Genomic DNA, 22344 nt, shown 5'->3' on the forward strand with positions numbered 1-22344 from the left:
ACGGGCCCGCGCGCGACGATCGCACGGTCAGGTCACGCTCAGGCTGCGCCGCCCGGCTCCCACCCCTGGCGGCGCAGCACCGCCGACACGTCCGGCGCCTCGTAGTGCTCGCCTTTGAGGACCTTGCCGTCGGCTCTGCGGGCGACCTGCCCGTCGGGGCCGATCTTGGTCATGTTGGAGCGGTGGATCTCGGCGATCACCGCGTCGAGGTCGATCCCGTGCACCAGGGCGGTTCCGTAGGCGACGTAGACGACGTCGGCCAGTTCGTGCGCGAGCCGGTCCAGCGGGCCGTCGACCGCCACTTCGGCCACCTCGGCCGCCTCCTCGGCGAGCAGCTCCCCGCGATGCCGGGCGAGCCGGGGCGACACCGTCGACGGCGTGGTGCGGGCGTCGAGCCCGAAGGCGAGGTGGAAGGCGCGGACCAGGTCGGCGGGCGAGGAGGAACTCATGCACCGACTGTAACGACGGCCGCTGACAGCGCGGCCCGCCCGCCTCGGGCGCCCGCTCCCGCCGCCCTGTGACCCTCGCCCTGGTCACCGTCGCCTCCGGCCTGGCAGGATCGCGCGCATGTCCAAGGTGTTCCCCCGTGCCGGCAGGGGCCGCGTCCTGTCGGGTGCGGCCGGCGTCGTCGTGCTCGGGCTGCTGCTGTGGTGGCTGCTGCCGCTGGGCGAGGAGCCGCCGAGCGGCGCGGTCACCCTCAGCACGGGCACCACGAGCGGCGTCTACTACGAGTACGGCAGCCGCTTGCGCAACGAGCTCGCCGCGGACATGCCGGACCTGGACGTGGACCTGACCGCGAGCAACGGCTCGCAGGAGAACGTCGCGCGCGTGGCGACGGGGCAGGCCGACTTCGCCATCGCCGCCGCCGACGCCGTGGAGACGTACGAGGCGCAGCACGCGGACGCCACCGCCCGGCTGCGCGGCGTGGCCCGGCTCTACGACGACTATGTGCAGCTGGTCGTGCCGCGCGACTCCGCCGTGCGCTCCGTCGCGGACCTCAAGGGCAGGACGGTCGCCACGGGACTTCCCCGGTCCGGGGTGAGGCTCATCGCGGAGCGGGTGCTGCGGGCCGCTGGGCTCGATCCCGCGAAGGACATCACGGCCATGGCCGAGGGCATCGACACCGGGCCCGAGCAGCTGCGCCAGGGCAGGATCGACGCGTTCTTCTGGTCCGGCGGGGTGCCGACGGCCGGGCTCCAGGATCTCGCCAACCGGTTCACCTTCCGGTTCGTGCCGATCGGTCCCGAGCTCGTGGCCAAGATGCACGAGCAGGACGACGCCACCGGCTACTACCGGGCGACGAACATGCCGGAGTCGGCTTATCCGACCGTCCAGAACGGCGCGACCGTGCCGACGATCGCGGTCTCCAACCTGCTGATCACGCGTACGGACATGGATCCGAGGCTCACCGAGTGGCTGACCCGGACCGTGATCAAGAGCCGGGACGGCATAGGCCGGCACGTCCACTCCGCGCAGCTGGTCGATCTGCGCACCGCGATCTACACCGACCCGCTGCCCCTGCACGAGGGCGCCAAGCGCTACTACAAGTCGGTCAAACCGTAGGGCGCTCTTTCCGAGGGCAGCTCGCTCTCACGCCGTGGGCTCCTCAGCCCGTCGGTCGTGACCTGGGCACCGACACCGTCACCCTGAGGCCGCTGGGCTCGTGGTGCTCGTAGGCGAGGGAGCCGCCGCCGGCCGCGAGGAGGGTGCGGGAGATGGACAGGCCGAGGCCGGAGCCCTTGATGTTCTGGTGGCGGCCGCTGCGCCAGAAACGGTCGCCCACGCGCGCGAGTTCCTCGTCGGTCAGCCCGGGGCCGTTGTCGGTGACGACGACGGTCGTGGCGCCCCCGTCGCTGGCGACCGCGACCTCGACGCTCTCGCCCTCGGGCGTGAACTTCACCGCGTTGTCGATCACCGCGTCCAGGGCGCTGGACAGTGTGACCGGGTCGGCCCAGGCGGTGGTGGGCGGGCAGTCCCCGATCAGGCGCACGCCCTTGGCCTCGGCGGTCGGCGACCAGGCCGCGACACGCTCGGCGGTGAGCGCGCCGATGTCGGTGACCCTGAGGTCGGCCTCGGTGTGCTCGGCCAGCGCCAGGTCGAGCAGGTCGTCCAGGACCTGGGCGAGACGCTTGCCCTCGCTCTGCACGGAGGCGATCTCCTCGTTGCCCTCGGGGAGTTCGTAGGCCAGCAGTTCGATGCGCAGCAGCAGCGCCGCGAGGGGGTTGCGCAGTTGGTGCGAGGCGTCGGCGACGAAGGCGCGCTGCTGTTCCAGGACGTCCTCGACGTTGTCCGCCATCTCGTTGAACGACCGGGCCAGCCGCCGCAGTTCCGGCGGGCCGCTGGCGACGGCGACGCGGGACTTCAGACGGCCGGTGGCGATGTCGTGGGTGGTGGCGTCCAGGACCCGGACGGGCCTGAGCACCCACCCCGTCAGCCGGAGGGCCGCGCCGATGGCGAGGAGCATCGCGGCGATCTCGCCGGCGCCGACGACGAGCCAGCCGTGCAGGATCCGCGAGCGCATGGCCCCGGTGGGCGAGTCGGTGACGACGACCGCGACGACGTCGCCGTCGCGGATGACCGGTGACGCCACGACGAGCCGGTTGCGCTGCCATGGCCACACCTGCTGGGGGTCATGGCTGCGGCGGCTGAGGAGCGCCTCCTCGAAGGCGTCCCGCACCTCGCCCGACTTGGGGAGGTACCAGTCCCTCGGCGCATGAGCCATGGGGGCGTCGGTGCCGTAGAAGACGCCGGCACGGATGCCGTAGACGTCGTAGTAGCTGGCCAGTTCGCGTACCAGCGCCTCGCGCCGTTCGTCGGGGGACGTGGGCTCGGCGGCGGTCGGCGCGGTGACGAACTGGGCGAGGGCGGCGAAGCGGGCCGTGTCGTCGATGCGGTCGACGACCACGTCCTGCTGCTCGGCCCGGGCCACGCTGACGGCGAGCGGCACGCCCAGCGCGAGCAGGACGGCCGCCATCAGCACGATGAGCAGCGGGAGGAGACGAGTCCGCAAACCGTCCCCGCTAAGCGGCCGGGGCGACGAGCCGGTACCCGACGCCGCGCACGGTCTCGATCAGGGCGGGCATCCGCAGTTTGGCGCGCAGCGAGGCGACGTGCACCTCCAGGGTGCGCCCGGTCCCCTCCCAACTGGTTCGCCACACCTCGCTGATGATCTGTTCCCGGCGGAAGACGACGCCGGGGCGCTGGGCGAGCAGCGCGAGCAGGTCGAACTCCTTGCGGGTGAGCTGGATCACCGAGCCGTCGACGGTGACGCGTCTGGTGGGCAGTTCGATGTGGACGGGGCCGAGGCGCAGTTGGTCCTCGCCGGCCTCGGCCGGGTCCTCGGGCGCGGTGCGCCGGCTGACGGCGTGGATACGGGCGAGCAGTTCGCCGGTGTCGTACGGCTTCACCACGTAGTCGTCGGCGCCGAGGTTGAGGCCGTGGATGCGCGAGCGCACGTCGGAGCGGGCGGTCACCATGATCACCGGGGTCGCGGTGCGCTTGCGGATCTTGCCGCAGACCTCGTAGCCGTCCTGGTCGGGCAGCCCCAGGTCGAGCAGGACGACACCGAAGCCGGGGCCTTCCGGGACGAGCGCCTGGAGCGCCTCCTCGCCGCTGCGCGCGTGGGTGACGTCGAACCCGTGCCGCTTGAGGACCGCTGACAGCGCGGCGGCGACGTGGTTGTCGTCCTCGACGAGCAGCAGTCTCACCCCGGCCTCCTTCGGTTCATCGGGCGTACGATCTGATTCTGTAGAAAGTCGTACGAACTGGACGTGTGGTTTCAGCACACCACCGGCGCGGCGCACACGCGCGTGCACGGTGGAAGTCACGCTGATGGACGAGGACGCCGTCAAGTGGGTTCCGGTTGCGCGGAGCTTCCGTTATCCGCCCGATACGCGCCCAGGTCACAAGTGCTACGACACGTGTCCGATTGCTATCGGATCGTGATGCTCAGATTCCCCTCAGATGTAATGACGCTGGTCGCGAGTGGTTACTACTGTCCTCCGAAACCGAGGAGGACGGAGCCTTAGAGCGATGACCGAAGTATCGGTGGCCAAGGAAGACGCGGCCGCGCCCGGCGAACTGGTCGTCCTGAAGAGCGTCAACAAGCACTTCGGCGCGTTGCACGTTCTCCAGGACATCGATCTGACGATCGAACGCGGTGAAGTCGTCGTGGTCATCGGACCCTCCGGGTCCGGCAAGTCCACCCTGTGCCGCACCATCAACCGCCTGGAGACGATCGACGCGGGGACGATCACGATCGACGGGAAGCCGCTGCCCCAGGAGGGCAAGGAGCTGGCCCGGCTGCGCGCCGACGTCGGCATGGTGTTCCAGTCGTTCAACCTGTTCGCGCACAAGACCGTGCTGCAGAACGTGATGCTGGGCCAGATCAAGGTCCGCAAGACGGACAAGAAGAAGGCGGAGGAGAGGGCCCGCGAGCTCCTCGACCGGGTCGGCGTGGGCACCCAGGCCGACAAGTACCCGGCCCAGCTCTCCGGCGGTCAGCAGCAGCGCGTCGCCATCGCGCGGGCCCTGGCCATGAACCCGAAGGTCATGCTCTTCGACGAGCCGACCTCGGCCCTCGACCCGGAGATGATCAACGAGGTGCTGGAGGTCATGCAGCAGCTCGCCCGGGACGGAATGACCATGATCGTCGTCACCCACGAGATGGGCTTCGCGCGATCGGCCGCGAACCGCGTCGTCTTCATGGCGGACGGCCGGATCGTCGAAGAGGCCACGCCCGACCAGTTCTTCAGCAACCCGCGCAGCGACCGCGCCAAGGACTTCCTGTCGAAGATCCTGCACCACTGACGGCGCGCCGCCCGGCACACCGCCCCGGCGCCTCCCGCGCCGCCCCGACGACGATTTGCGCCATCGATCCGCGTCACCCGGCCCGGATCACCGAACCGCGTCACCCGCCTTTCGACGGCCCGCATTCCTTCGTCTCCTGAAGGCATCATCCAAAGGAAGTTCACCATGAAGCTTCGCAAGGTCACCGCCGCCTCGGCCGCCGTCCTCGCCCTCACCCTGAGCGCCACCGCGTGCGGCGGCGACAAGGACTCCGGCTCCGGAGGCGACAAGGTCAAGGTCGGCATCAAGTACGACCAGCCCGGCATCGGCCTGAAGGAGCCGGACGGCTCCTTCTCCGGCTTCGACGTGGACGTGGCGACGTACGTGGCCAAGGAGCTCGGCTACGAGCCGAAGCAGATCGAGTTCGTCGAGACCAAGAGCGCCGACCGCGAGAACGCCCTCTCGCGCGGCGACGTGAAGTTCATCGTGGCCTCGTACTCGATCAACGACAAGCGCAAGGCCAAGGTCGACTTCGCCGGCCCCTACCTGCTGGCGCACCAGGACCTGCTGGTCAAGTCCGACTCCAAGATCGCCAAGGGCGCGGACCTCAACGGCAAGAACCTGTGCTCGGTCACCGGATCGACCTCGGCGCAGAACATCAAGGACAAGATCGCCCCCAGCGCCAACCTGCGCCAGCTCCCGGGCTACTCGGAGTGCCTCGCCGCCCTCCAGAGCGGTTCGGTCGACGCGGTGACCACCGACGACTCGATCCTCGCGGGCTACGCCTCGCAGGACAAGTACAAGGGCAAGTTCAAGCTGGTGGGCGAGCAGCTCAGCAACGAGAACTACGGCATCGGCGTGAAGAAGGGCGACAAGGCCACCGTCGACAAGATCAACGCCGCCCTGAAGAAGATGGTCGACGACAACTCCTGGCAGAAGGCCGTCGAGAAGAACTTCGGCCCGGCCGGCTACAAGAACGAGCCCGCCCCGAAGATCGGCGTCGTCGTCAAGTAACCCGGCGCCCGCCGCCTCAGGAATCCCGCGCCCGACGTGGGGTTCCGCGGGCGGGCCGCCCGCCGTCGCGATCACGGCGGGCGGCCCGCCACGCCCTCCACGTACGCCACCCACCCGGAAGCGCGGGAGATCGTGTTCGACTTTCTTGAAGGCTACGACGTCCTCGGGGCGTTCTGGGTGACGGTCAAACTGACCGTCTTCTCCGCCGTCGGCTCCCTGATCTGGGGCACCCTGCTGGCCGCCATGCGGGTCAGCCCCGTTCCGATGATGCGCGGGTTCGGCACCGCCTACGTCCACATCGTCCGGAACATCCCTCTGACCGTCATCATCGTCTTCACCTCGCTCGGCCTCGCCGACATCTTCGGTATGACGATGGGCGCGTCGAACAACTTCGAGCTCCAGGGCTTCCGGCTCGCGGTGCTCGGACTGATCGCCTACACCGCGGCCTTCGTGTGCGAGGCGATCCGCTCCGGCATCAACACCGTGCCCCTCGGCCAGGCGGAGGCGGCGCGCGCGATCGGTCTGGGATTCATCCAGACGCTCACGCTCGTCGTGCTGCCGCAGGCGTTCCGCGCCGTCATCGGCCCGCTGACCAACGTCCTGATCGCCCTCACCAAGAACACCACCGTGGCGGCCGCGATCAGCGTGCCCGAGGCGGCGTTCCTGATGAAGGGGATGATCGAGAACGAGGCCCAGACCCTGGCCATCGGCGCCGTCTTCGCGTTCGGCTTCGTGGTCCTGACCCTTCCCACCGGCCTGCTGCTCGGCTGGCTCGGCAAGCGACTGGCGGTGAAGCGATGAGTTCCGTCCTGTACGACTCCCCCGGCCCCCGCGCCAAACAGCGCAACGTCATCCTCTCCGTCCTCTTCGTCGTCCTGCTCGCGGCGGCCCTGTGGTGGGTCTGGACGAAGATGGACGACAAGAAGCAGCTCGAATGGGCGCTGTGGGAGCCGTTCACCACCTCCGAGGCGTGGACGACGTACCTGCTGCCCGGCCTCGGCGACACCCTGAAGGCCGCGGCGCTCGCCATGGTCATCGCCCTCCCGCTGGGCGCGTTCTTCGGCATCGCCAGGATGTCCGACCACCGCTGGGTGAGCGTCCCGGCCGGCGCGGTGGTCGAGTTCTTCCGTGCCATCCCGGTGCTGCTGCTGATGCTGTTCGCCAACGAGTTCTTCGTCCGCTCCACGAACGTCAGCAGCGAGGACCGGCCCCTGTACGCGGTCGTCACCGGCCTGGTGCTCTACAACGCCTCGGTCCTCGCCGAGATCGTGCGGGCCGGCATCCTCGCCCTGCCCCGCGGGCAGACGGAGGCCGCGTACGCCATCGGTCTGCGCAAGGGGCAGACGATGAGCAGCATCCTGCTGCCGCAGGCCGTCACCGCGATGCTGCCGGCCATCGTCAGCCAGCTGGTCGTCATCGTGAAGGACACCGCGCTGGGCGGCGTGATGCTCGGCTTCACCGAGCTGCTCAGCGCGCGCAGCACGCTGGCGGCCAACTACGCCAACGTGGTCCCCAGCTTCGTCGTGGTCGCGATCATCTACATCGTGCTGAACTGGCTCCTGACCTCCTTCGCCTCCTGGCTGGAGGGGCGGTTGCGGCACAGCAAGCGCGGCACGGGCGCGGTGCTGGCGGCGGACGACGTCGAGGACAACCCGGCCGCGATCCCGGGCGGCGCCGGGACCGGCGCGGGCGGCGGCGGCTGACGCCGGCTCACTCGGGGCGACCCGTACGGCCCTCTGGGCCCTAAGGAGGCAGTGGCGTGCGCGCCGCTGCCTCCTTCGCTTGACGCGGGAACCGGCAATAGGTTGCATACGTTCTGTGATCGTGCACCCTGCTCCTACCTCTTGTTCGCTTACGTCCCCGAGGACACCGTCGCAGGCAGGGGGCATCGCACCGTGGACCCGGTGATCATCGTCGGAGCGGGGCCGGTCGGGCTCACGCTGGCCCTGGCGCTGGCGCGTCAGGAGGTGCCGTCGATCGTCCTGGACGAGGGCCCCGGCAAGGACGAGCCGCGGCCGGCGCGCACGGTCGTCCTGCGCGAGGACACCACCGCTCTGGTGGAGCGGCTCACCGGCGCGTCCCTGGCCGAGGCCGGCGTCCGCTGGTCCGGATGGCGGGCGATGCGGCGCAAGCAGGTGACGCGCGAGATCGTCTTCGACGACAGCGAGCCGGCTCCCCTGCACCTGGCCCAGCACGTGCTGACGGGCGTCCTGCGCACGGCCCTCGCGGACGAACCGCTGGTGCGGATCGCCGTGGACAGCCGCCTAGACGCCGTCGAGCAGGAGTCCTCCGGCGTCAGCGCCCACACCCGCGGTCCGGGCGGCACCTGGTGGCGCGGCAGCTATCTGGTCGGCTGCGACGGCCCCCGCTCCACGGTCCGCAAGCTCCAGGACATCCGCTTCCCCGGACGCACGGCGGTGGAGCGGTACGCCGTCGCCGCGCTGCGCACGGAACTGCCGTGGGGCAATGAGGCGTTGCTTCACCGGACGCCGCCGTGGCGCACGTCGGGCCCGTCCGCCGGAGAGGTCCTCGGACGTCCGCTGCCGGACGGCGTCTGGCGCCTGGACTGGCTGCTGCCGCCCGGCAACGACCTCGTCACGCCCGAACTGCTGGTGGCGCGGGTCCGCGAGACCCTGACGGGCTGGAGCGGCGGCTCCACCCCGGCGTACGAATTGCTCGACACCGGCGTCCACATCGTCCACCACCGGCTGGCGCGCCGCTGGCGGGCGGGACGGGTCTTCCTCGCCGGGGACGCGGCGCGCCTGCTCGGCGCGCTGGGCGCCCAGGGGCTGGACGAGGGGCTGCGCGACGCCGACAACCTCGCCTGGAAGCTGGCGCTGGCCTGGCACCACGGGCCGCGCGAGGCGCTGCTCGACAGCTATCAGACGGAGCGGCGGGCGGTGGTCGCCGCCCGGTTGCGCGCCGCCGACCAGGCGCTGCCGCTGCTGCGCGGCGGCAAGGGCATAAGGGCGTACGTTCCGGGCGCGGTGCGGGGCCACGACGCCCTGCTCACGGAAGGTCACGTCGGGCGCGGCGCGCTGGGCGCTCCGGGCACGTACGCCGACTCCCCGCTCTCGCCCCGGCGACTGGAGGGCGAGACGCCGGTGGACACTCCGCCGGGTTCGCCGGTCGAGGACGTGCGGGTGACCGCGGAGGACGGCTCCTTCGTACGGCTGCGGGACCGGCTCGGGCGCGGCGCGCTGCTCGTGGTGCTGATCGCGCCGGGCACGGGCGTCTGGGAGCGCAAGCACTGGGTGGGGGCGGGCGTCATGCCCCGGCTGGCCGCCGCCGTGACGGCCCTGCCGAGCCCGGCCGAGCTGCTGGTGGCCGAGAGCTACCCGGGGGCGGCCGCGCACACCGTGCTGCTGGTGCGCCCCGACGGGCACCTGGTCACCGCGCTGAGCGGGGTTCGCCCGGCCGAGCTGCACGCGGCCGCGGAGGCGGCGGTGGGCGGGACCGTCGGCGAGGAGAAGGCGGAGAAGAAGGGTGAGGCGGAGACTCGGAGCGAGGCGGGGGCGGGAGTGAAGTGACGGCTGAGACGAGTGAGGGCTGAGGGCACCGGTGATGTGAGGGCACTCACCGTCACCCTGAGGTCCACATCGTGACAGTGAGTTGACCGGTGTGCACCGGCATGGTGTACTCCGAATCGTGACCGACACCGATGTGCGCCTGTGGCGGAGGGTCCATATGGACCTCGTCCGCTATGCGGGCTGCGTGTGTCGTCCGTCCTGCTGACTTCGCATCCCTTCCCTTCACCGGCGCGCGCCGTCGAGCGCTCTCGCGCTGCCGCGCGCCGTCCGCGAACGCTTTCAGGACGGTACTCGTGTCTGCCTCTCTGTCTCCCGCTGTCTCCTCCGCCCCGCTGTCTTCCGCCGTGCCCGCCTCCGCCCCGTCTTCGACGTCCACCGCCGACGCGGGGGCGGCCCCGACGCAGGCGGAACTCCTCGACTTCGTCCGCCGGACGGCCGCCGACGCCGAGCTGATCGCCTCACTCCCCCTGGACCCCGAGGGCCGGACCTGGGTGCGCCTGGAGGGACCCGGCGGCAGTGAGGCCTGGCTGATCGGTTGGCCGCCCGGCACCGGCACCGGCTGGCACGACCACGCCGACTCGGTGGGCGCGTTCCTCACCGCTCGTGGCGAGCTGCGGGAACAATCGCTCGCCGTGCGGCTGCCCACGGACGGCTGGCAGAGCCTGGAGCTGTCCGAGGGCGTGGACCGCGAGCGCCGGCTCGGAGCGGGCCAGGGCCGCGCCTTCGGACGCCACCACGTCCACGAGGTGCTCAACGCCTCGGCCGACGAGCACGCGGTCTCCGTCCACGCCTACCACCCGCCGCTCCCCCGCATCCGCCGCTACAGCCGCACCGGCCAGGTGCTGCACCTGGAGCAGGTCGAGCGCCCGGAGGACTGGCAGTAAGCGCTCCAGACGAACGGCCGCCGGACGGGAGCGAGTTCGGCGAACGGTCGCCCGGCGTCGGGCAGTCGCCGGTGCGGGGCGGGCGAGGTACGCGCATGTGGCGGCGGGGCAGGAGCCCGAGGCCGCCCATGTGGACCCGTGTCAGAAGTCCCCGTCCTCGCCCAGGAAGTCCGTGTCCTCCCCCTCCTCCTCGAGCGCCTGCCGGACCACGCGCAGGGCCATCCCCTGCGAGTAGCCCTTGCGCGCGAGCATCCCGGCCAGGCGGCGGATCCGTTTGTCGCGGTCGAGGCCGCGGGTGGCCCGCAGTTTGCGGTCGACGAGTTCGCGCGCGGTCGTCTCCTCCTGCTCGGAGTCGAGCTGGGCGACGGCCTCGTCGATCAGTGTGGGGTCGACGCCCTTGGTGCGCAGTTCCTGCGCGAGCGCTCGTCGGGCCAGCCCCCGGCCGTGATGGCGGGACTCCACCCAGGCGTCCGCGAAGGCACTGTCGTCGATCAGTCTGACCTCCTCGAACCGCGACAGCACCTCCTCGGCCACGTCGTCCGGGATCTCCCGCTTGCGCAGGGCGTCGGCGAGTTGCTTCCGCGTGCGCGGGGTCCCGGTGAGCAGGCGCAGGCAGATCGCCCGCGCCCGCTCAGCCGGGTCCCCTGAAGACGCCTCCCGCTCGGCCCTCGACGAGGTGGGAGCGCCTTCGTCCTCGGCGGACGGGTCCGTGGAGCCGCGCCGACGGCGTCCGCGCCCGCCGCGCGGACGGGGACCGCTCTCGCCGCCGCCCCCCGCTCGGCGGCCGCCGGCGGACCGGCCTGCGCCGTCCTCGCGCTCGCCCCCGTGCGAGCCGTCCCATGAACCGCCGTCCGGCCAGGTCTCACCGCCCCCGGCGGGTCCGCCGGGGTACGCGTCGCTCTCGGCCCAGTCCGTTCGTCGTGTCACGGATCAGCTCTTGGCAGCCGCGGCCTTGTTCCTGGCGGTTTTGGCGGCGGGAGCGGTGACGGCCTTGGCGGCCTCGTCCGCCGGCTCGCCCGTGGCTGCCGCGGCGTCCGCGCCCTGCTCGGCGGCGGGTTCCTGCGGACGCACACCGACGCCCAGCTTCTCCTTGATCTTCTTCTCGATCTCGTTGGCGAGGTCGGGGTTGTCCTTCAGGAAGTTGCGGGCGTTCTCCTTGCCCTGGCCCAGCTGGTCGCCCTCGTACGTGTACCAGGCGCCGGCCTTGCGGACGAAGCCGTGCTCCACGCCCATGTCGATCAGACCGCCCTCGCGGCTGATGCCCTGGCCGTAGAGGATGTCGAACTCGGCCTGCTTGAAGGGCGGCGCGACCTTGTTCTTGACGACCTTGCAACGGGTGCGGTTGCCGACCGCCTCGGTGCCGTCCTTCAGGGTCTCGATGCGGCGGATGTCGATGCGCACCGAGGCGTAGAACTTCAGCGCCCGGCCACCGGTCGTGGTCTCCGGGGAGCCGAACATGACGCCGATCTTCTCGCGGAGCTGGTTGATGAAGATGGCGGTGGTCTTGGACTGGTTGAGCGCGCTGGTGATCTTCCGCAGGGCCTGGCTCATCAGGCGGGCCTGCAGACCGACGTGGCTGTCGCCCATCTCGCCCTCGATCTCCGCGCGCGGGACGAGCGCGGCGACGGAGTCGATGACGATGAGGTCGAGGGCGCCGGAGCGGACCAGCATGTCCACGATCTCCAGGGCCTGCTCGCCGTTGTCGGGCTGCGAGAGGATCAGGTTGTCGATGTCGACGCCGAGCTTCTTCGCGTACTCGGGGTCGAGGGCGTGCTCCGCGTCCACGAAGGCGACCTGGCCGCCGGCCTTCTGGGCGTTGGCGACGGCGTGCAGGGTCAGCGTGGTCTTACCGGAGGACTCCGGTCCGTAGATCTCCACGACGCGGCCGCGCGGCAGGCCGCCGACGCCGAGAGCCACGTCGAGGGCGGTCGAACCGGTCGAGATGACCTCGATGGGCTCCATCGACCGCTCGCCCATGCGCATGACCGCGCCCTTGCCGAATTGCCGTTCAATCTGTGCGAGAGCGGCGTCCAGGGCCTTCTCGCGGTCGGTTCCTGCCATGGGTTCCACCCGGTTTGCTTGAGTCGATCGCTTCACGTCAAAGACGCTAACGCCTGCCACTGACAATGCGCCCCGACGCTGGTCCGGCCTGTGGATAACTCGGGCACTTCTCCCCTCGAACCGGGACGAAATCCCCGTCGAGAGGCTCGCCGGAGCCTCCATAAGAATAGATGTTCGATTTTCGTGTCAAGCTCGCCGGTGACGCCGAGAGCCCTCGGCACCCGCCCACGAGACGGGAGGCTCCTCGCGCCCGTCGGCCCCTCCCGCCGCGGTCAGCCGGAGCGTTCCCTCCGCCCGCCCGCACGTTCCTTCGTCGCCGCCCACGCCTTCCGCGCCCGGTCGAGCAGCCCCGGCCCCTCGCCCCGGCGGCGGTGCCCCTGGACACGGGGGTCGTCCGTCACGTCGTACCGCTTCACATAGGCGCCCAGGAAGGCCTGCAGCGTGGCGACCGCCGGGATGGAGATCAGCGCGCCGACCGCGCCGAGGAGGGCGGTGCCGGCGACGACCGAGCCGAAGGCGACGGCGGGGTGGATGTCGACGGTCTTCGAGGTCAGCTTGGGCTGCAGCATGTAGTTCTCGAACTGCTGGTAGACCACGACGAACACCAGCACCCACAGCGCGTACCAGGGGTCGACCGTGAAGGCGATCAGCATGGGCAGCGCGCCCGCGAGATACGTGCCGATGGTGGGGATGAACTGCGAGACCACGCCCACCCACACCGCGAGCACGGGCGCGTACGGGATGCCGAGGGCCTCCAGGAGGATGTAGTGCGCGATGCCGGAGATCAGCGCCATCAGCCCGCGTGAGTACAGGTAGCCGCCGGTCTTGTCGACGGCGATCTCCCACGCGCGCAGCACCTCCGTCTGCCGGGCGGGCGGCAGCACCGAGCACAGGGCGCGCCGCAGCCGGGGCCCGTCGGCCGCGAAGTAGAACGAGAACAGCGCGATCGTCAGCAGCTGGAAGAGGCCGCCGAGGACCTGGGTGGAGACGTCCAGAACTCCGGCGGCGCTGTTCTGGGCGTACTTCCGCAGCCAGTCGGAGTGGAGCAGGCCCTCCTGGATGTCCACGCGCCGCAGTTCGGTGTGGAACGTGGCGTTGATCCAGCTGATCACGGAGTCCAGATAGTCCGGGAAGCCCTCGATCATCTTGATGATCTGCCCGGCGAGCATCGAGCCGAGCAGCGTGAAGAAGCCCGCGAACGCGATCAGCAGACCGAGGAAGACCAGGAACGCCGCGAGGCCCCGGCGGACGCCGCGGGCGGCCATCCGGCTCACCGCCGGTTCCATGGCGAGGGCCAGGAAGAACGCGATGAGGATGTTGATCAGCAGGCCGATGAGCTGGTGGAAGGCCCAGGTGCCCAACTGGAACAGGGCGACCAGGGCGAGCGCGAGCACCATCGCGCGCGGGAGCCAGCGCGGCATGCGCGCGCCGGGCGCGGTGTCGCTGCCGGCGTCGGGCCGAGGGCCGCCGGGCGGCGTCATGTCCGACGGGGCCGCGGGTGGGGCGACCTGCCCGTTCTCGTCAGTGGGTGCCACGGCTCAAGTCTCGCCCACGGCACCGACAACCGGGGACCCCGGTGCGATCTTCACTCCGATTCGGGCACGACCGCGCGGACCGGCAGGCGTCAGCGCTTCTCCTGCGGCACGTTCATCACCGCGCACACCACGCGCCACACGTCCTTGGCGTCCCAGCCGGCCGCCAGCGCCTCGTGCACGGTGCGCCCGCCGAGGTCCGTCATCACGTGATCGCGCGCGAAGGTGTCGGCGTACCCCGTGCCGAAGTGCTCGTCCATCCGCTGCCAGAAGACCGTCAACCGCATGACGTCAGTATCCCGCGCGCGGGGGTGGCCCTGGCCGGGACCGCCTGCCGGGACCGCTTCGCGGCCTACGGTCTGATCCATGGCCGACTCCGGAGCATCCCCACTCCCCCCGACGACCCCGGCGCGCTCCCCGCTCTCACGCGCCGAGCACTTCGTCTGGCTCACCGCGCGCGTGCTCGAGCAGCGCCTCTTCGCCTACCACTTCCTGCACGGCGGCGCCGATCCCGTCGAGACCGCGCTCGACGCGTACCGCAACGAGGACGGCGGGTACGGCCACGCGCTCGAACCCGATCTGCGCGGCCCCGTGAGCCAGCCCCTGCACACCGCGCGGGCGCTGCGCGTCCTGGACCGCCTCGGGCGCTGCGACGGCCGGCGTGTGGAGCCCGTGTGCCGCTACCTCACCGCCGTGTCGACCCCCGACGGGGCCCTGCCCGCGGTCCACCCCAGCCAGCGCGGATACCCCGCCGCCCCGTTCGTCCCGATCGTGGACGACCCGCCCAGCGATCTCCTGGCCACCGGCCCGGTGGTGGGCCTGCTGCACCGCAACGAGGTGTGGCACGCGTGGCTCTTCAGAGCCACGGACTTCTGCTGGCACGCGGTGGACTCCCTGGAGACGTCCCACCCCTACGAGATCGAGGCGGCCGTGGCCTTCCTGGACTCCGCCCCCGACCGCCCGCGCGCGGAGGCGGCCGCCGACCGGCTGGGCCGCCTGGTCCGCGAACGCCGGCTCGCCGTGCTGGACCCGGACCGCACGGACGCCTACCCCGTCGCGCCCGGCTACGCCGCCGGTGAGCACCACTTCCCGCACGACTACGCCCGTACGCCGGGGTCTCTCGCGCGCGCGTGGTTCACGGACGACGAGATGGCCCGCTCCCTGGACTTCCTCGCCGGCGACCAACGGGAGGACGGCGGCTGGCCGATCCGCTGGCGTGCTTGGGCGCCGGGGATCGCCCTGGAGGCCCGCCCCATGGTGACGATCGAGGCCCTGCACACGCTGCGGGCGCACGGCAGGGCGATCGGCTGACAACCGGACGATCGGCTGACCTCCTGCGGCGACCGTCAGCCGCCCAGCGCCCGCACCCCCGCCGTCACCGCCACCGCCACCGCGACGACCAGCAAGAACGGTGCGCGCAGGACGAGCGCCACGGCGGCCGCGCCGAGCCCCGCCGCCCTCGCGTCGAGCACGAGCGCGTGCCCGTCGGCGAAGGTCTGCTGGGCTGTCAGGGCGGCGAGGAGGGCGACCGGGAGCAGGGCGGCGAGCCGCCGGACCAGGGGCCGTTCCAGGGCGCCCGCCGGGACGAGCAGCCCGGTGAGCTTGACGGCGTAACAGGCGACGGCGGTCACCCCGATGGCGATCCAGACGTTCACCGTTCCTCCTCGGCGTCGCGCTCGGCGGTGGCGCGCTCCGCCGTGTCACGGCCCTTCCGCGCGCTGCGGCGGCCCTCGGCCCACAGGGCGACCGGCGCGGCGAGCGCGGCCACCAGGACGGGCACTCCGGCGGGCAGGAGGGGCAGCAGACCGAGCCCCAGCAGGACCGCGAGCCCGGCGGTGAAGCGCTCGGTGGCGGTCTTCAGCATGGGCGCGAGCAGCGCCAGGAAGACGGCGGGCCCGGCCGCGTCGAGCCCCCACGCGTCCGTGTCGCCGATGGCCTCGGCGCCCAGGGCTCCGAGCAGCGTGGTGAGGTTCCACAGCACGTAGAGGCTGACCCCGGTGACGGCGAACCCGAGGCGCGCCCCGCGCCGGTCGCGCTGCGCCAGCGAGACGGCGGCCGTCTCGTCGATCACCCATTGCGCGGCGAACGGGCGCACCGCGCGCGGGAGGGCCAGCACCTGCGACAGCCGCAGGCCGTAGAAGGCGTTGCGCACGCCGAGGAAGAAGGCGCCCGCGGCCGCCGTGAGGGGGTTGCCGCCGGCCGCCAGCGCACCGACGAGCGCGAACTGGGACGCGCCGGTGAACACCAGCAGGCTGAGCGCACAGGTCTGCCATGCCGTGAGCCCGCTGCCCGCCGAGGTCACCCCGAAGGCGAATCCGGAGAGTCCGACGGCGACGCCGACGCCGAGGGCGTCCCGTACGACGGCGGCGTCCGGCCTGCCTCTCCCGCCGGGTCCTTCGTCCGTGCGCGCTGTTCGTGCCACTGGTCCTGTCCGAGCTGTCTGTTCTGCCACCCGTCGGACGGTAGGAGCAGCCGGCGCCGCACGTCTTGTACGTTCTTGCGCTCGCGTACGTCCTCGGGCTCGCGTGTGTCCCTTGGTTCCCGAGCATCCTCGCGCCCGCGCTGGTAGGCGCCCGGGGGCACGCCCACGATCCGTGTGAAGTGCCGGTTGAGATGGGGCTGGTCGGTGAATCCGACGGCTACGGCCGCCTCGGCGGGCGGGACGCCGGTGTCCAGCAGCCGCCTCGCCCGACGGACCCGGGCGTCCGTCAGCCAGGTGTGCGGGGGCATCCCGTAGGCGTCCCGGAACGCCCTCAACAGGGCGAAGGGGCTGGTGCCGAGGTCCTGCGCGAGGTGCTCCAGAGTGGGCGGACCGGTCATCCGCTCCTCCAGCACGGCACGCGCGCGTGCGGCGATCCGACCTCCGGCCGTGCGTACCGCCCGCTGAGGCGCCGGTCCGCCGTTGAGCCGCAGCAGCCGGGTCACGGCCACCCGCAGCAGCGTGTCGGCGGCCAGTGCGTCGCCCTCGTCGGCGGCCCGCAGCACCCGGTGCACCAGCGCCGCGGCGTACGGGTCGTCGAGCACCGGGCTCACGAACCCCGGCGCGCCCTTGAGCGTCGTCGTCTCGGCCGCGATCGCGGCCACCACCTCGGGTGCCGGATACACCGCCCCGTACCGCCAGCCCTCGGGCACACCGGCCCGCCCGGTGTGCGGGGTGTCCGGGTTGACCAGCGCGAGCGCGCCGGCTCCGGCGTACTGGTCACTCCCCCGATGGTGGAACACCTCGACCCCGTCGGCGATGGCGGCGATGACGAAGTGCTCGTGCGTGTGCCGGACGAACGTCTTGCGGACATAGCGGGCACGGAGCAGGTCCACCTCCGGCAACTCCGCGTACCGCCAGTGCCTCGCCACCTCTCCGGAACCCGCCATACCCCCATTCTGCGCGACCGCCCTCCGCCCGACGCGATCGGACGGCGGGACGGGCCGCAGGTCAGCACCGTTGTCAGTGCTCGGGTGCAGGATGGACGCATGGTCAGCGACGCACACCGAGCCATGGACGGCTTCTCCCCCGCGACCCGCGGCTGGTTCACGGGCGCCTTCTCCGCGCCCACCGCGGCACAGGCGGGCGCGTGGCAGGCCATCGGCGAGGGCTCGGACGTGCTGGTGGTGGCTCCGACCGGGTCCGGCAAGACCCTGGCCGCGTTTCTCGCGGCCCTGGACCAGCTGGCCTCGACGCCCCCGCCGGCCGACCCGAGGAAGCGCTGCCGCGTCCTGTACGTGTCACCGCTCAAGGCCCTCGCGGTCGACGTCGAACGCAATCTGCGCAGCCCGCTGACCGGCATCCGCCAGGAATCCGTGCGGCTGGGCCTGCCCGAACCGGAGATCAAGGTCGGCATCCGCTCCGGGGACACGCCCGCCGCCGAGCGCCGCGCGCTGTCCACCCGCCCGCCGGACATCCTGATCACCACTCCGGAGTCGTTGTTCCTGATGCTGACGTCGGCCACGCGCGACGCGCTGACCGGCGTGGAGACGATCATCCTGGACGAGGTCCACGCCGTGGCCGGCACCAAGCGCGGCGCCCACCTCGCCCTCTCCCTGGAACGCCTCGACGAGCTCCTGCCGGCGCCGGCCCGCCGGATCGGCCTCTCGGCGACGGTCCGCCCGGTCGACGAGGTGGCCCGCTATCTGTCACCGCGCCGCAAGGTGGAGATCGTCCAGCCCGAGTCGGGCAAGGAGTTCGACCTGTCCGTGGTGGTCCCGGTCGAGGACCTGGGCGAGCTGGGCGGCTCCCCGGTCGCCGACGGTTCCGAGGGCGCGGAACGCCCGTCGATCTGGCCGCACGTCGAGGAGCGCATCGCCGACCTCGTCCAGGCCCACCGCTCCACGATCGTGTTCGCGAACTCCCGCCGGCTCGCCGAGCGCCTGTGCAACCGCCTCAACGAGATCGCCTACGAACGGGCCACCGGCGAACCGCTCGACGAGCACCACGCGCCGGCCGAGCTGATGGGCGGCTCGGGTGCGGCGCAGGGCGCGCCGCCCGTCCTCGCGCGCGCCCACCACGGCTCGGTGTCCAAGGAACAGCGCGCGCTCGTCGAGGAGGACCTGAAGGCCGGCCGCCTGCCCGCCGTGGTCGCCACCTCCAGCCTGGAACTGGGCATCGACATGGGCGCCGTCGACCTGGTCGTCCAGGTGGAGTCCCCGCCCTCGGTGGCGTCCGGGCTGCAGCGCGTGGGCCGCGCGGGCCACCAGGTCGGGGCCGTGTCGACCGGCGTGGTCTTCCCCAAGTACCGCGGCGACCTGGTCCAGGCCGCGGTCGTCACCGAGCGGATGCGCACGGGCGGCATCGAGTCCCTCAAGGTGCCGGCGAACCCTCTGGACGTGCTCGCCCAGCAGCTCGTCGCGATGACGTCCATGGACACCTGGCAGCTCGACGACCTCCTCACCCTGGTCCGCCGGGCCGCGCCCTTCGCCTCCCTCCCGGAGTCCGCCTTCACGGCGGTCCTGGACATGCTGGCCGGCCGCTACCCGTCCGACGCGTTCGCCGAGCTGCGCCCGCGCGTGGTGTGGGACCGGGTCGCCGGCACGATCACCGGACGCCCCGGCGCCCAGCGCCTGGCCGTCACCTCCGGGGGCACGATCCCCGACCGGGGCCTGTTCGGCGTCTTCCTGGCCGGGGCCGACCCGAAGAAGGGCGGCGGCCGCGTCGGGGAGCTCGACGAGGAGATGGTCTACGAGTCCCGGGTGGGCGACGTCTTCACGCTCGGCACGAGCTCCTGGCGCATCGAGGACATCACCCGCGACCGCGTCCTGGTCTCTCCCGCGCCCGGAGTCCCGGGCCGGCTCCCGTTCTGGAAGGGCGACCAGCTGGGCCGGCCGCTCGAACTGGGCCGCGCGGTGGGCGCGTTCCTGCGCGAGGTCGGCTCCCTCCCCGAGGAGGACGCCCGGCTCCGTCTGCTCACCGCGGGCCTGGACGCCTGGGCGGCCGACAACGTGCTCTCCTACCTGGACGAGCAACGCCAGGCCTGCGGCCATGTGCCGGACGACCGGACCATCGTCGTCGAACGCTTCCGCGACGAACTCGGCGACTGGCGCGTCGTCGTGCACTCGCCCTTCGGCGCCCAGGTGCACGCCCCCTGGGCGCTCGCTCTCGGCGCCAAACTGTCCGAGCGGTACGGCATGGACGCCCAGGTGATGCACGCCGACGACGGCATCGTGCTGCGCCTGCCGGACGCCGACCTGATGGGCCTGGACCTGCTCGACCAGGAGCCCTCGAGGGCCGGCTCGGAGTACGACGCCGAGCAGGCGCCCGTCGGCGCGGCGGACGTCGTCTTCGACAAGGGCGAGGTCGACCAGATCGTCACCGACCAGGTCGGCGGCTCGGCGCTGTTCGCGGCCCGGTTCCGTGAGTGCGCCGCCCGCGCGCTGCTGCTGCCGCGCCGCAACCCCGGCAAGCGCACACCGCTGTGGCAGCAGCGTCAGCGCGCCGCTCAACTGCTGCAGGTGGCGAGCGAGTTCGGCTCGTTCCCGATCGTCCTGGAGGCGGTCCGCGAGTGCCTCCAGGACGTCTTCGACGTCCCCGGGCTCGTGGAGCTGATGGGCGACCTGGAGTCGCGCAGGGTGCGCCTGGTCGAGGTCACCACCCCCGAGCCGTCCCCCTTCGCCCGCTCCCTGCTCTTCGGCTACGTCGCCCAGTTCCTCTACGAGGGCGACTCCCCGCTCGCCGAGCGCCGCGCCGCGGCGCTCTCCCTGGACTCCCGTCTGCTGGCCGAGCTGCTCGGCCAGGCGGAGCTGCGCGAACTGCTCGACGCGGAGGTCCTCACCGAGCTGGAGCGGGAGCTGCAGTGGCTCACCGAGGACCGCCGTGTGAAGGACGCCGAGGGCGTCGCCGACATCCTGCGCCTGCTCGGCCCGCTCACCGGGGCCGAACTGGCCGAGCGCGGCGCCGAACCCGCCTGGGCCGAGGAGCTGGCGTCCGCCCGCCGGGCGATCAGGGTCCGCGTCGCCGGCACCGACCACTGGGCGACCGTCGAGGACGCGGGCCGGCTGCGCGACGCGCTGGGCACGGCCCTGCCGGTCGGCGTCCCGGAAGCCTTCACCGAACCGGTGAAGGACCCCCTCGGCGACCTCCTCGCCCGCTACGCCCGCACCCACGGGCCGTTCACCTCGGCCACGGCCGCCGCCCGCTTCGGGCTGGGCGTGGCGGTCACCGACGGCGCGCTCCAGCGGCTCGCGGCGGGCGGACGCGTCGTCCAGGGCGAGTTCCATCCTGCGGGCATCGGCCAGGAGTGGTGCGACGCGACCGTGCTGCGCAGGCTGCGCAGGCGCTCCCTGGCCGCCCTGCGCCACGAGCTGGAGCCGGTCCCGCCCCCGGCCTTCGCCCAGTTCCTGCCCCAGTGGCAGCACATCGGCAAGGGCCACGCGCTGCGCGGCGTCGACGGCCTGGTCCGCGCGGTCGAACAGCTCCAGGGCGCGTCGGTGCCCGCGTCCGCCCTGGAGAAGCTGGTGCTGCCGTCCCGGGTGACGGACTACACCCCGGCCATGCTCGACGAACTCACCGCCTCCGGCGAGGTGGTGTGGGCAGGAGCCGGGTCCCTTCCCGGCAAGGACGGCTGGGTCTCGCTGTATCTGACGGACGCGGCCCCGCTGCTCCTGCCCCCGCCCCACCCGCTGGAGCTGACGGAGCTGCACCGCGGCGTCCTCGACGCCCTCTCGGGCGGCTACGGCCTGTTCTTCCGTCAGATCGCCGACCAGGTCCGCGCGAGCGGCCACCCCGAGGCCGGTGACCCCCAACTCGCCGACGTCCTCTGGGATCTCGCCTGGTCCGGCCGGCTCACCAACGACACCCTGGCGCCGATGCGCGCCCTCCTGGGCTCGGGCCGCACCGCCGGCTCCACGGCGCACCGCGCCAAACGCGCCGTCCCCCGCGGTCGTTACGGCTCGCTGACGGCCGCCGCGCGTGCCGCTTCCCGCAGCGGCCCCCCGACCGTCGGAGGCCGTTGGTCGCTCCTCCCCGCTCAGGAGGAGGACCCCACCGTCCGCGCCCACGCCCTCGCCCGCACGCTCCTCGACCGGCACGGCGTGGTCACCCGGGGCGCGGTCGCCGCCGAGGGGGTCGAGGGCGGCTTCTCGGCGACGTACCGGGTCCTGTCCGTCTTCGAGGACAGCGGCCAGGCCCGGCGTGGATACGTCGTGGAAGGTCTCGGTGCCGCGCAGTTCGCCATGGACGGCGCCGTGGACCGTGTCCGCGCGGTGGCCAACGCCCGCGATCGTGGCGAGACCCTGCCCGGCCCCACGCTCGGGAGCGGCACTCCCGGCGGCTTCGCCGGAACGACGGACGGCTTCGCCTTCCCCGACGCCTCCCCGTCCGACGATCCCGGCTGGGAGCTCGCCGGCCCCGAGGAGACCTCCGGGCCCCGGGTCACGTCCACCTCACCGGACGACCTCATCTCGCCGCACGACTTCGACTCTCCCGGCGCGGGCGGCCCCAGGGGCGGCTCAGGCCCCCCTCACGGCGCGCCCTACACATCCGGCTCCCGTCACTCCGCCCCGCGGGCCTCCGGCTTCGCCGCCCGCGGTCGGCGTACGCCCTCGCTCGCTTCCCGTGCGGTGGTCCTCGCGGCGGCCGACCCCGCGAACGCGTACGGCGCCGCCCTGCCCTGGCCCGAGCCGCCGACCGGCGCCGGGCACAAACCGGGCCGCAAGGCGGGCTCGCTGGTGGTGCTCGTCGAGGGCGAGCTGACCCTCTACATGGAGCGCGGCGGCAAGACCCTGCTGGCCTGGCCGACCACCGCGGAAGGTCAGGACTCCCCGGCCGACGACCCCCGTCTGCAGGCGGCGGCCCAGGCCCTGGCCGATGCCGCCCGCGCGGGCTCCCTCGGCACGGTCACGGTGGAGCGCGTCAACGGCGCCTCGGCCCTGACCTCGCCCCTCGGCGCCCTCCTGGAGCAAGCGGGCTTCATCGCGACCCCCCGGGGACTGCGGCTGCGAGCATGACGACCAGCCCCTCCGGCATCACCACGGCCGCGGACGACGCCGTCGATCGCTCCACGCCGGCCACCGGCCGCTCCACCGCAGCGACTCCGCTCCCCGTGCCAC

19 protein-coding genes and 1 pseudogene are annotated in these 22344 nt (G+C 72.4%); 10 read left to right on the forward strand and 10 right to left on the reverse strand.

Annotated features, from left to right (window positions below; all coding sequences use genetic code 11):
- Window positions 1-38: 38 nt before the first annotated feature.
- Window positions 39-449, reverse strand: coding sequence for a MazG nucleotide pyrophosphohydrolase domain-containing protein (locus ACIRS4_RS14180; protein WP_358800236.1), 411 nt, complete (start codon window positions 447-449; stop codon window positions 39-41).
- A 118-nt stretch (window positions 450-567) separates the two neighbouring features.
- Between ACIRS4_RS14180 and ACIRS4_RS14185 the strand changes: the two genes are divergently transcribed.
- Entirely contained in the window at window positions 568-1563 is a 996-nt protein-coding gene (locus tag ACIRS4_RS14185) for a TAXI family TRAP transporter solute-binding subunit (RefSeq protein WP_404194658.1), read from the forward strand.
- 43 nt (window positions 1564-1606) lie between these two features.
- Here ACIRS4_RS14185 and ACIRS4_RS14190 read toward each other — a convergent pair whose 3' ends face one another.
- Window positions 1607-3010 (reverse strand): ATP-binding protein, encoded by a 1404-nt coding sequence (locus ACIRS4_RS14190; protein WP_404194660.1) that lies wholly within the window; start codon window positions 3008-3010, stop codon window positions 1607-1609.
- 10 nt (window positions 3011-3020) lie between these two features.
- Window positions 3021-3707, reverse strand: a complete 687-nt coding sequence (locus ACIRS4_RS14195) for a response regulator transcription factor (protein WP_404194663.1) — start codon at window positions 3705-3707, stop codon at window positions 3021-3023.
- Window positions 3708-4032: 325 nt separating this feature from the next.
- Between ACIRS4_RS14195 and ACIRS4_RS14200 the strand changes: the two genes are divergently transcribed.
- The 7 genes from ACIRS4_RS14200 to ACIRS4_RS14230 all read left to right on the forward strand — a co-directional run bounded on the left by ACIRS4_RS14200 (window position 4033) and on the right by ACIRS4_RS14230 (window position 10216).
- Window positions 4033-4809 (forward strand): amino acid ABC transporter ATP-binding protein, encoded by a 777-nt coding sequence (locus ACIRS4_RS14200; RefSeq protein ID WP_404194665.1) that lies wholly within the window; start codon window positions 4033-4035, stop codon window positions 4807-4809.
- Window positions 4810-4974: 165 nt separating this feature from the next.
- The gene (locus ACIRS4_RS14205; RefSeq protein ID WP_404194668.1) at window positions 4975-5802 is read left to right on the forward strand and encodes a glutamate ABC transporter substrate-binding protein; all 828 of its coding nucleotides are present in this window, start codon (window positions 4975-4977) and stop codon (window positions 5800-5802) included.
- Between the two features lie 132 nt (window positions 5803-5934).
- On the forward strand, window positions 5935-6603 hold the full coding sequence (locus tag ACIRS4_RS14210) for an amino acid ABC transporter permease (protein ID WP_404194746.1): 669 nt from the start codon (window positions 5935-5937) through the stop codon (window positions 6601-6603).
- Window positions 6600-7505, forward strand: coding sequence for an amino acid ABC transporter permease (locus ACIRS4_RS14215; RefSeq protein ID WP_404194671.1), 906 nt, complete (start codon window positions 6600-6602; stop codon window positions 7503-7505). The genes ACIRS4_RS14210 and ACIRS4_RS14215 overlap by 4 nt, the downstream gene beginning before the upstream one ends.
- Before the next feature lie 192 nt (window positions 7506-7697).
- Window positions 7698-9332, forward strand: coding sequence for an FAD-dependent monooxygenase (locus tag ACIRS4_RS14220; RefSeq protein WP_404194674.1), 1635 nt, complete (start codon window positions 7698-7700; stop codon window positions 9330-9332).
- A gap of 133 nt (window positions 9333-9465) precedes the next feature.
- Window positions 9466-9537: a putative leader peptide gene (locus tag ACIRS4_RS14225; RefSeq protein ID WP_309544753.1), complete on the forward strand. Its 72-nt coding sequence runs from the start codon at window positions 9466-9468 to the stop codon at window positions 9535-9537.
- A gap of 139 nt (window positions 9538-9676) precedes the next feature.
- Window positions 9677-10216 (forward strand): cysteine dioxygenase, encoded by a 540-nt coding sequence (locus ACIRS4_RS14230; protein ID WP_404194749.1) that lies wholly within the window; start codon window positions 9677-9679, stop codon window positions 10214-10216.
- A 141-nt stretch (window positions 10217-10357) separates the two neighbouring features.
- Here ACIRS4_RS14230 and recX read toward each other — a convergent pair whose 3' ends face one another.
- From recX to ACIRS4_RS14250, 4 genes are all read right to left on the reverse strand, one after another.
- Complete coding sequence (recX, locus tag ACIRS4_RS14235) at window positions 10358-11143, reverse strand: recombination regulator RecX (RefSeq protein ID WP_404194677.1); 786 nt, start codon at window positions 11141-11143, stop codon at window positions 10358-10360.
- 3 nt (window positions 11144-11146) lie between these two features.
- Entirely contained in the window at window positions 11147-12277 is a 1131-nt protein-coding gene (gene recA, locus ACIRS4_RS14240) for a recombinase RecA (protein ID WP_404194680.1), read from the reverse strand.
- Between the two features lie 272 nt (window positions 12278-12549).
- A complete protein-coding gene (locus tag ACIRS4_RS14245; RefSeq protein WP_404194683.1) occupies window positions 12550-13812 on the reverse strand; it encodes an AI-2E family transporter in 1263 nt (420 codons plus the stop codon).
- Window positions 13813-13901: 89 nt separating this feature from the next.
- Complete coding sequence (locus tag ACIRS4_RS14250; RefSeq protein WP_404194751.1) at window positions 13902-14096, reverse strand: DUF3046 domain-containing protein; 195 nt, start codon at window positions 14094-14096, stop codon at window positions 13902-13904.
- A 79-nt stretch (window positions 14097-14175) separates the two neighbouring features.
- On the opposite strand from ACIRS4_RS14250, the gene ACIRS4_RS14255 reads away from it, so the two are divergent.
- Complete coding sequence (locus ACIRS4_RS14255) at window positions 14176-15120, forward strand: hypothetical protein (RefSeq protein WP_404194686.1); 945 nt, start codon at window positions 14176-14178, stop codon at window positions 15118-15120.
- Window positions 15121-15155: 35 nt separating this feature from the next.
- Here ACIRS4_RS14255 and ACIRS4_RS14260 read toward each other — a convergent pair whose 3' ends face one another.
- From ACIRS4_RS14260 to ACIRS4_RS14270, 3 genes and pseudogenes are all read right to left on the reverse strand, one after another.
- Window positions 15156-15464 (reverse strand): AzlD domain-containing protein, encoded by a 309-nt coding sequence (locus tag ACIRS4_RS14260; protein WP_404194688.1) that lies wholly within the window; start codon window positions 15462-15464, stop codon window positions 15156-15158.
- Window positions 15461-16231, reverse strand: a complete 771-nt coding sequence (locus ACIRS4_RS14265; protein ID WP_404194690.1) for an AzlC family ABC transporter permease — start codon at window positions 16229-16231, stop codon at window positions 15461-15463. Before ACIRS4_RS14265 ends, ACIRS4_RS14260 begins: the two co-directional genes overlap by 4 nt.
- Window positions 16114-17178 (reverse strand): annotated as a pseudogene (locus tag ACIRS4_RS14270) (AraC family transcriptional regulator); the annotation flags it as partial. The pseudogene ACIRS4_RS14270 and the gene ACIRS4_RS14265, both read right to left, overlap by 118 nt.
- A gap of 99 nt (window positions 17179-17277) precedes the next feature.
- Here ACIRS4_RS14270 and ACIRS4_RS14275 point away from each other — a divergent pair.
- Window positions 17278-22242, forward strand: coding sequence for an ATP-dependent helicase (locus ACIRS4_RS14275; RefSeq protein WP_404194692.1), 4965 nt, complete (start codon window positions 17278-17280; stop codon window positions 22240-22242).
- Window positions 22243-22344 lie beyond the last annotated feature (102 nt).

Origin of the sequence: Streptomyces sp. NPDC101166 (assembly GCF_044768125.1) — a bacterium.
Lineage (GTDB): Bacteria > Actinomycetota > Actinomycetes > Streptomycetales > Streptomycetaceae > Streptomyces.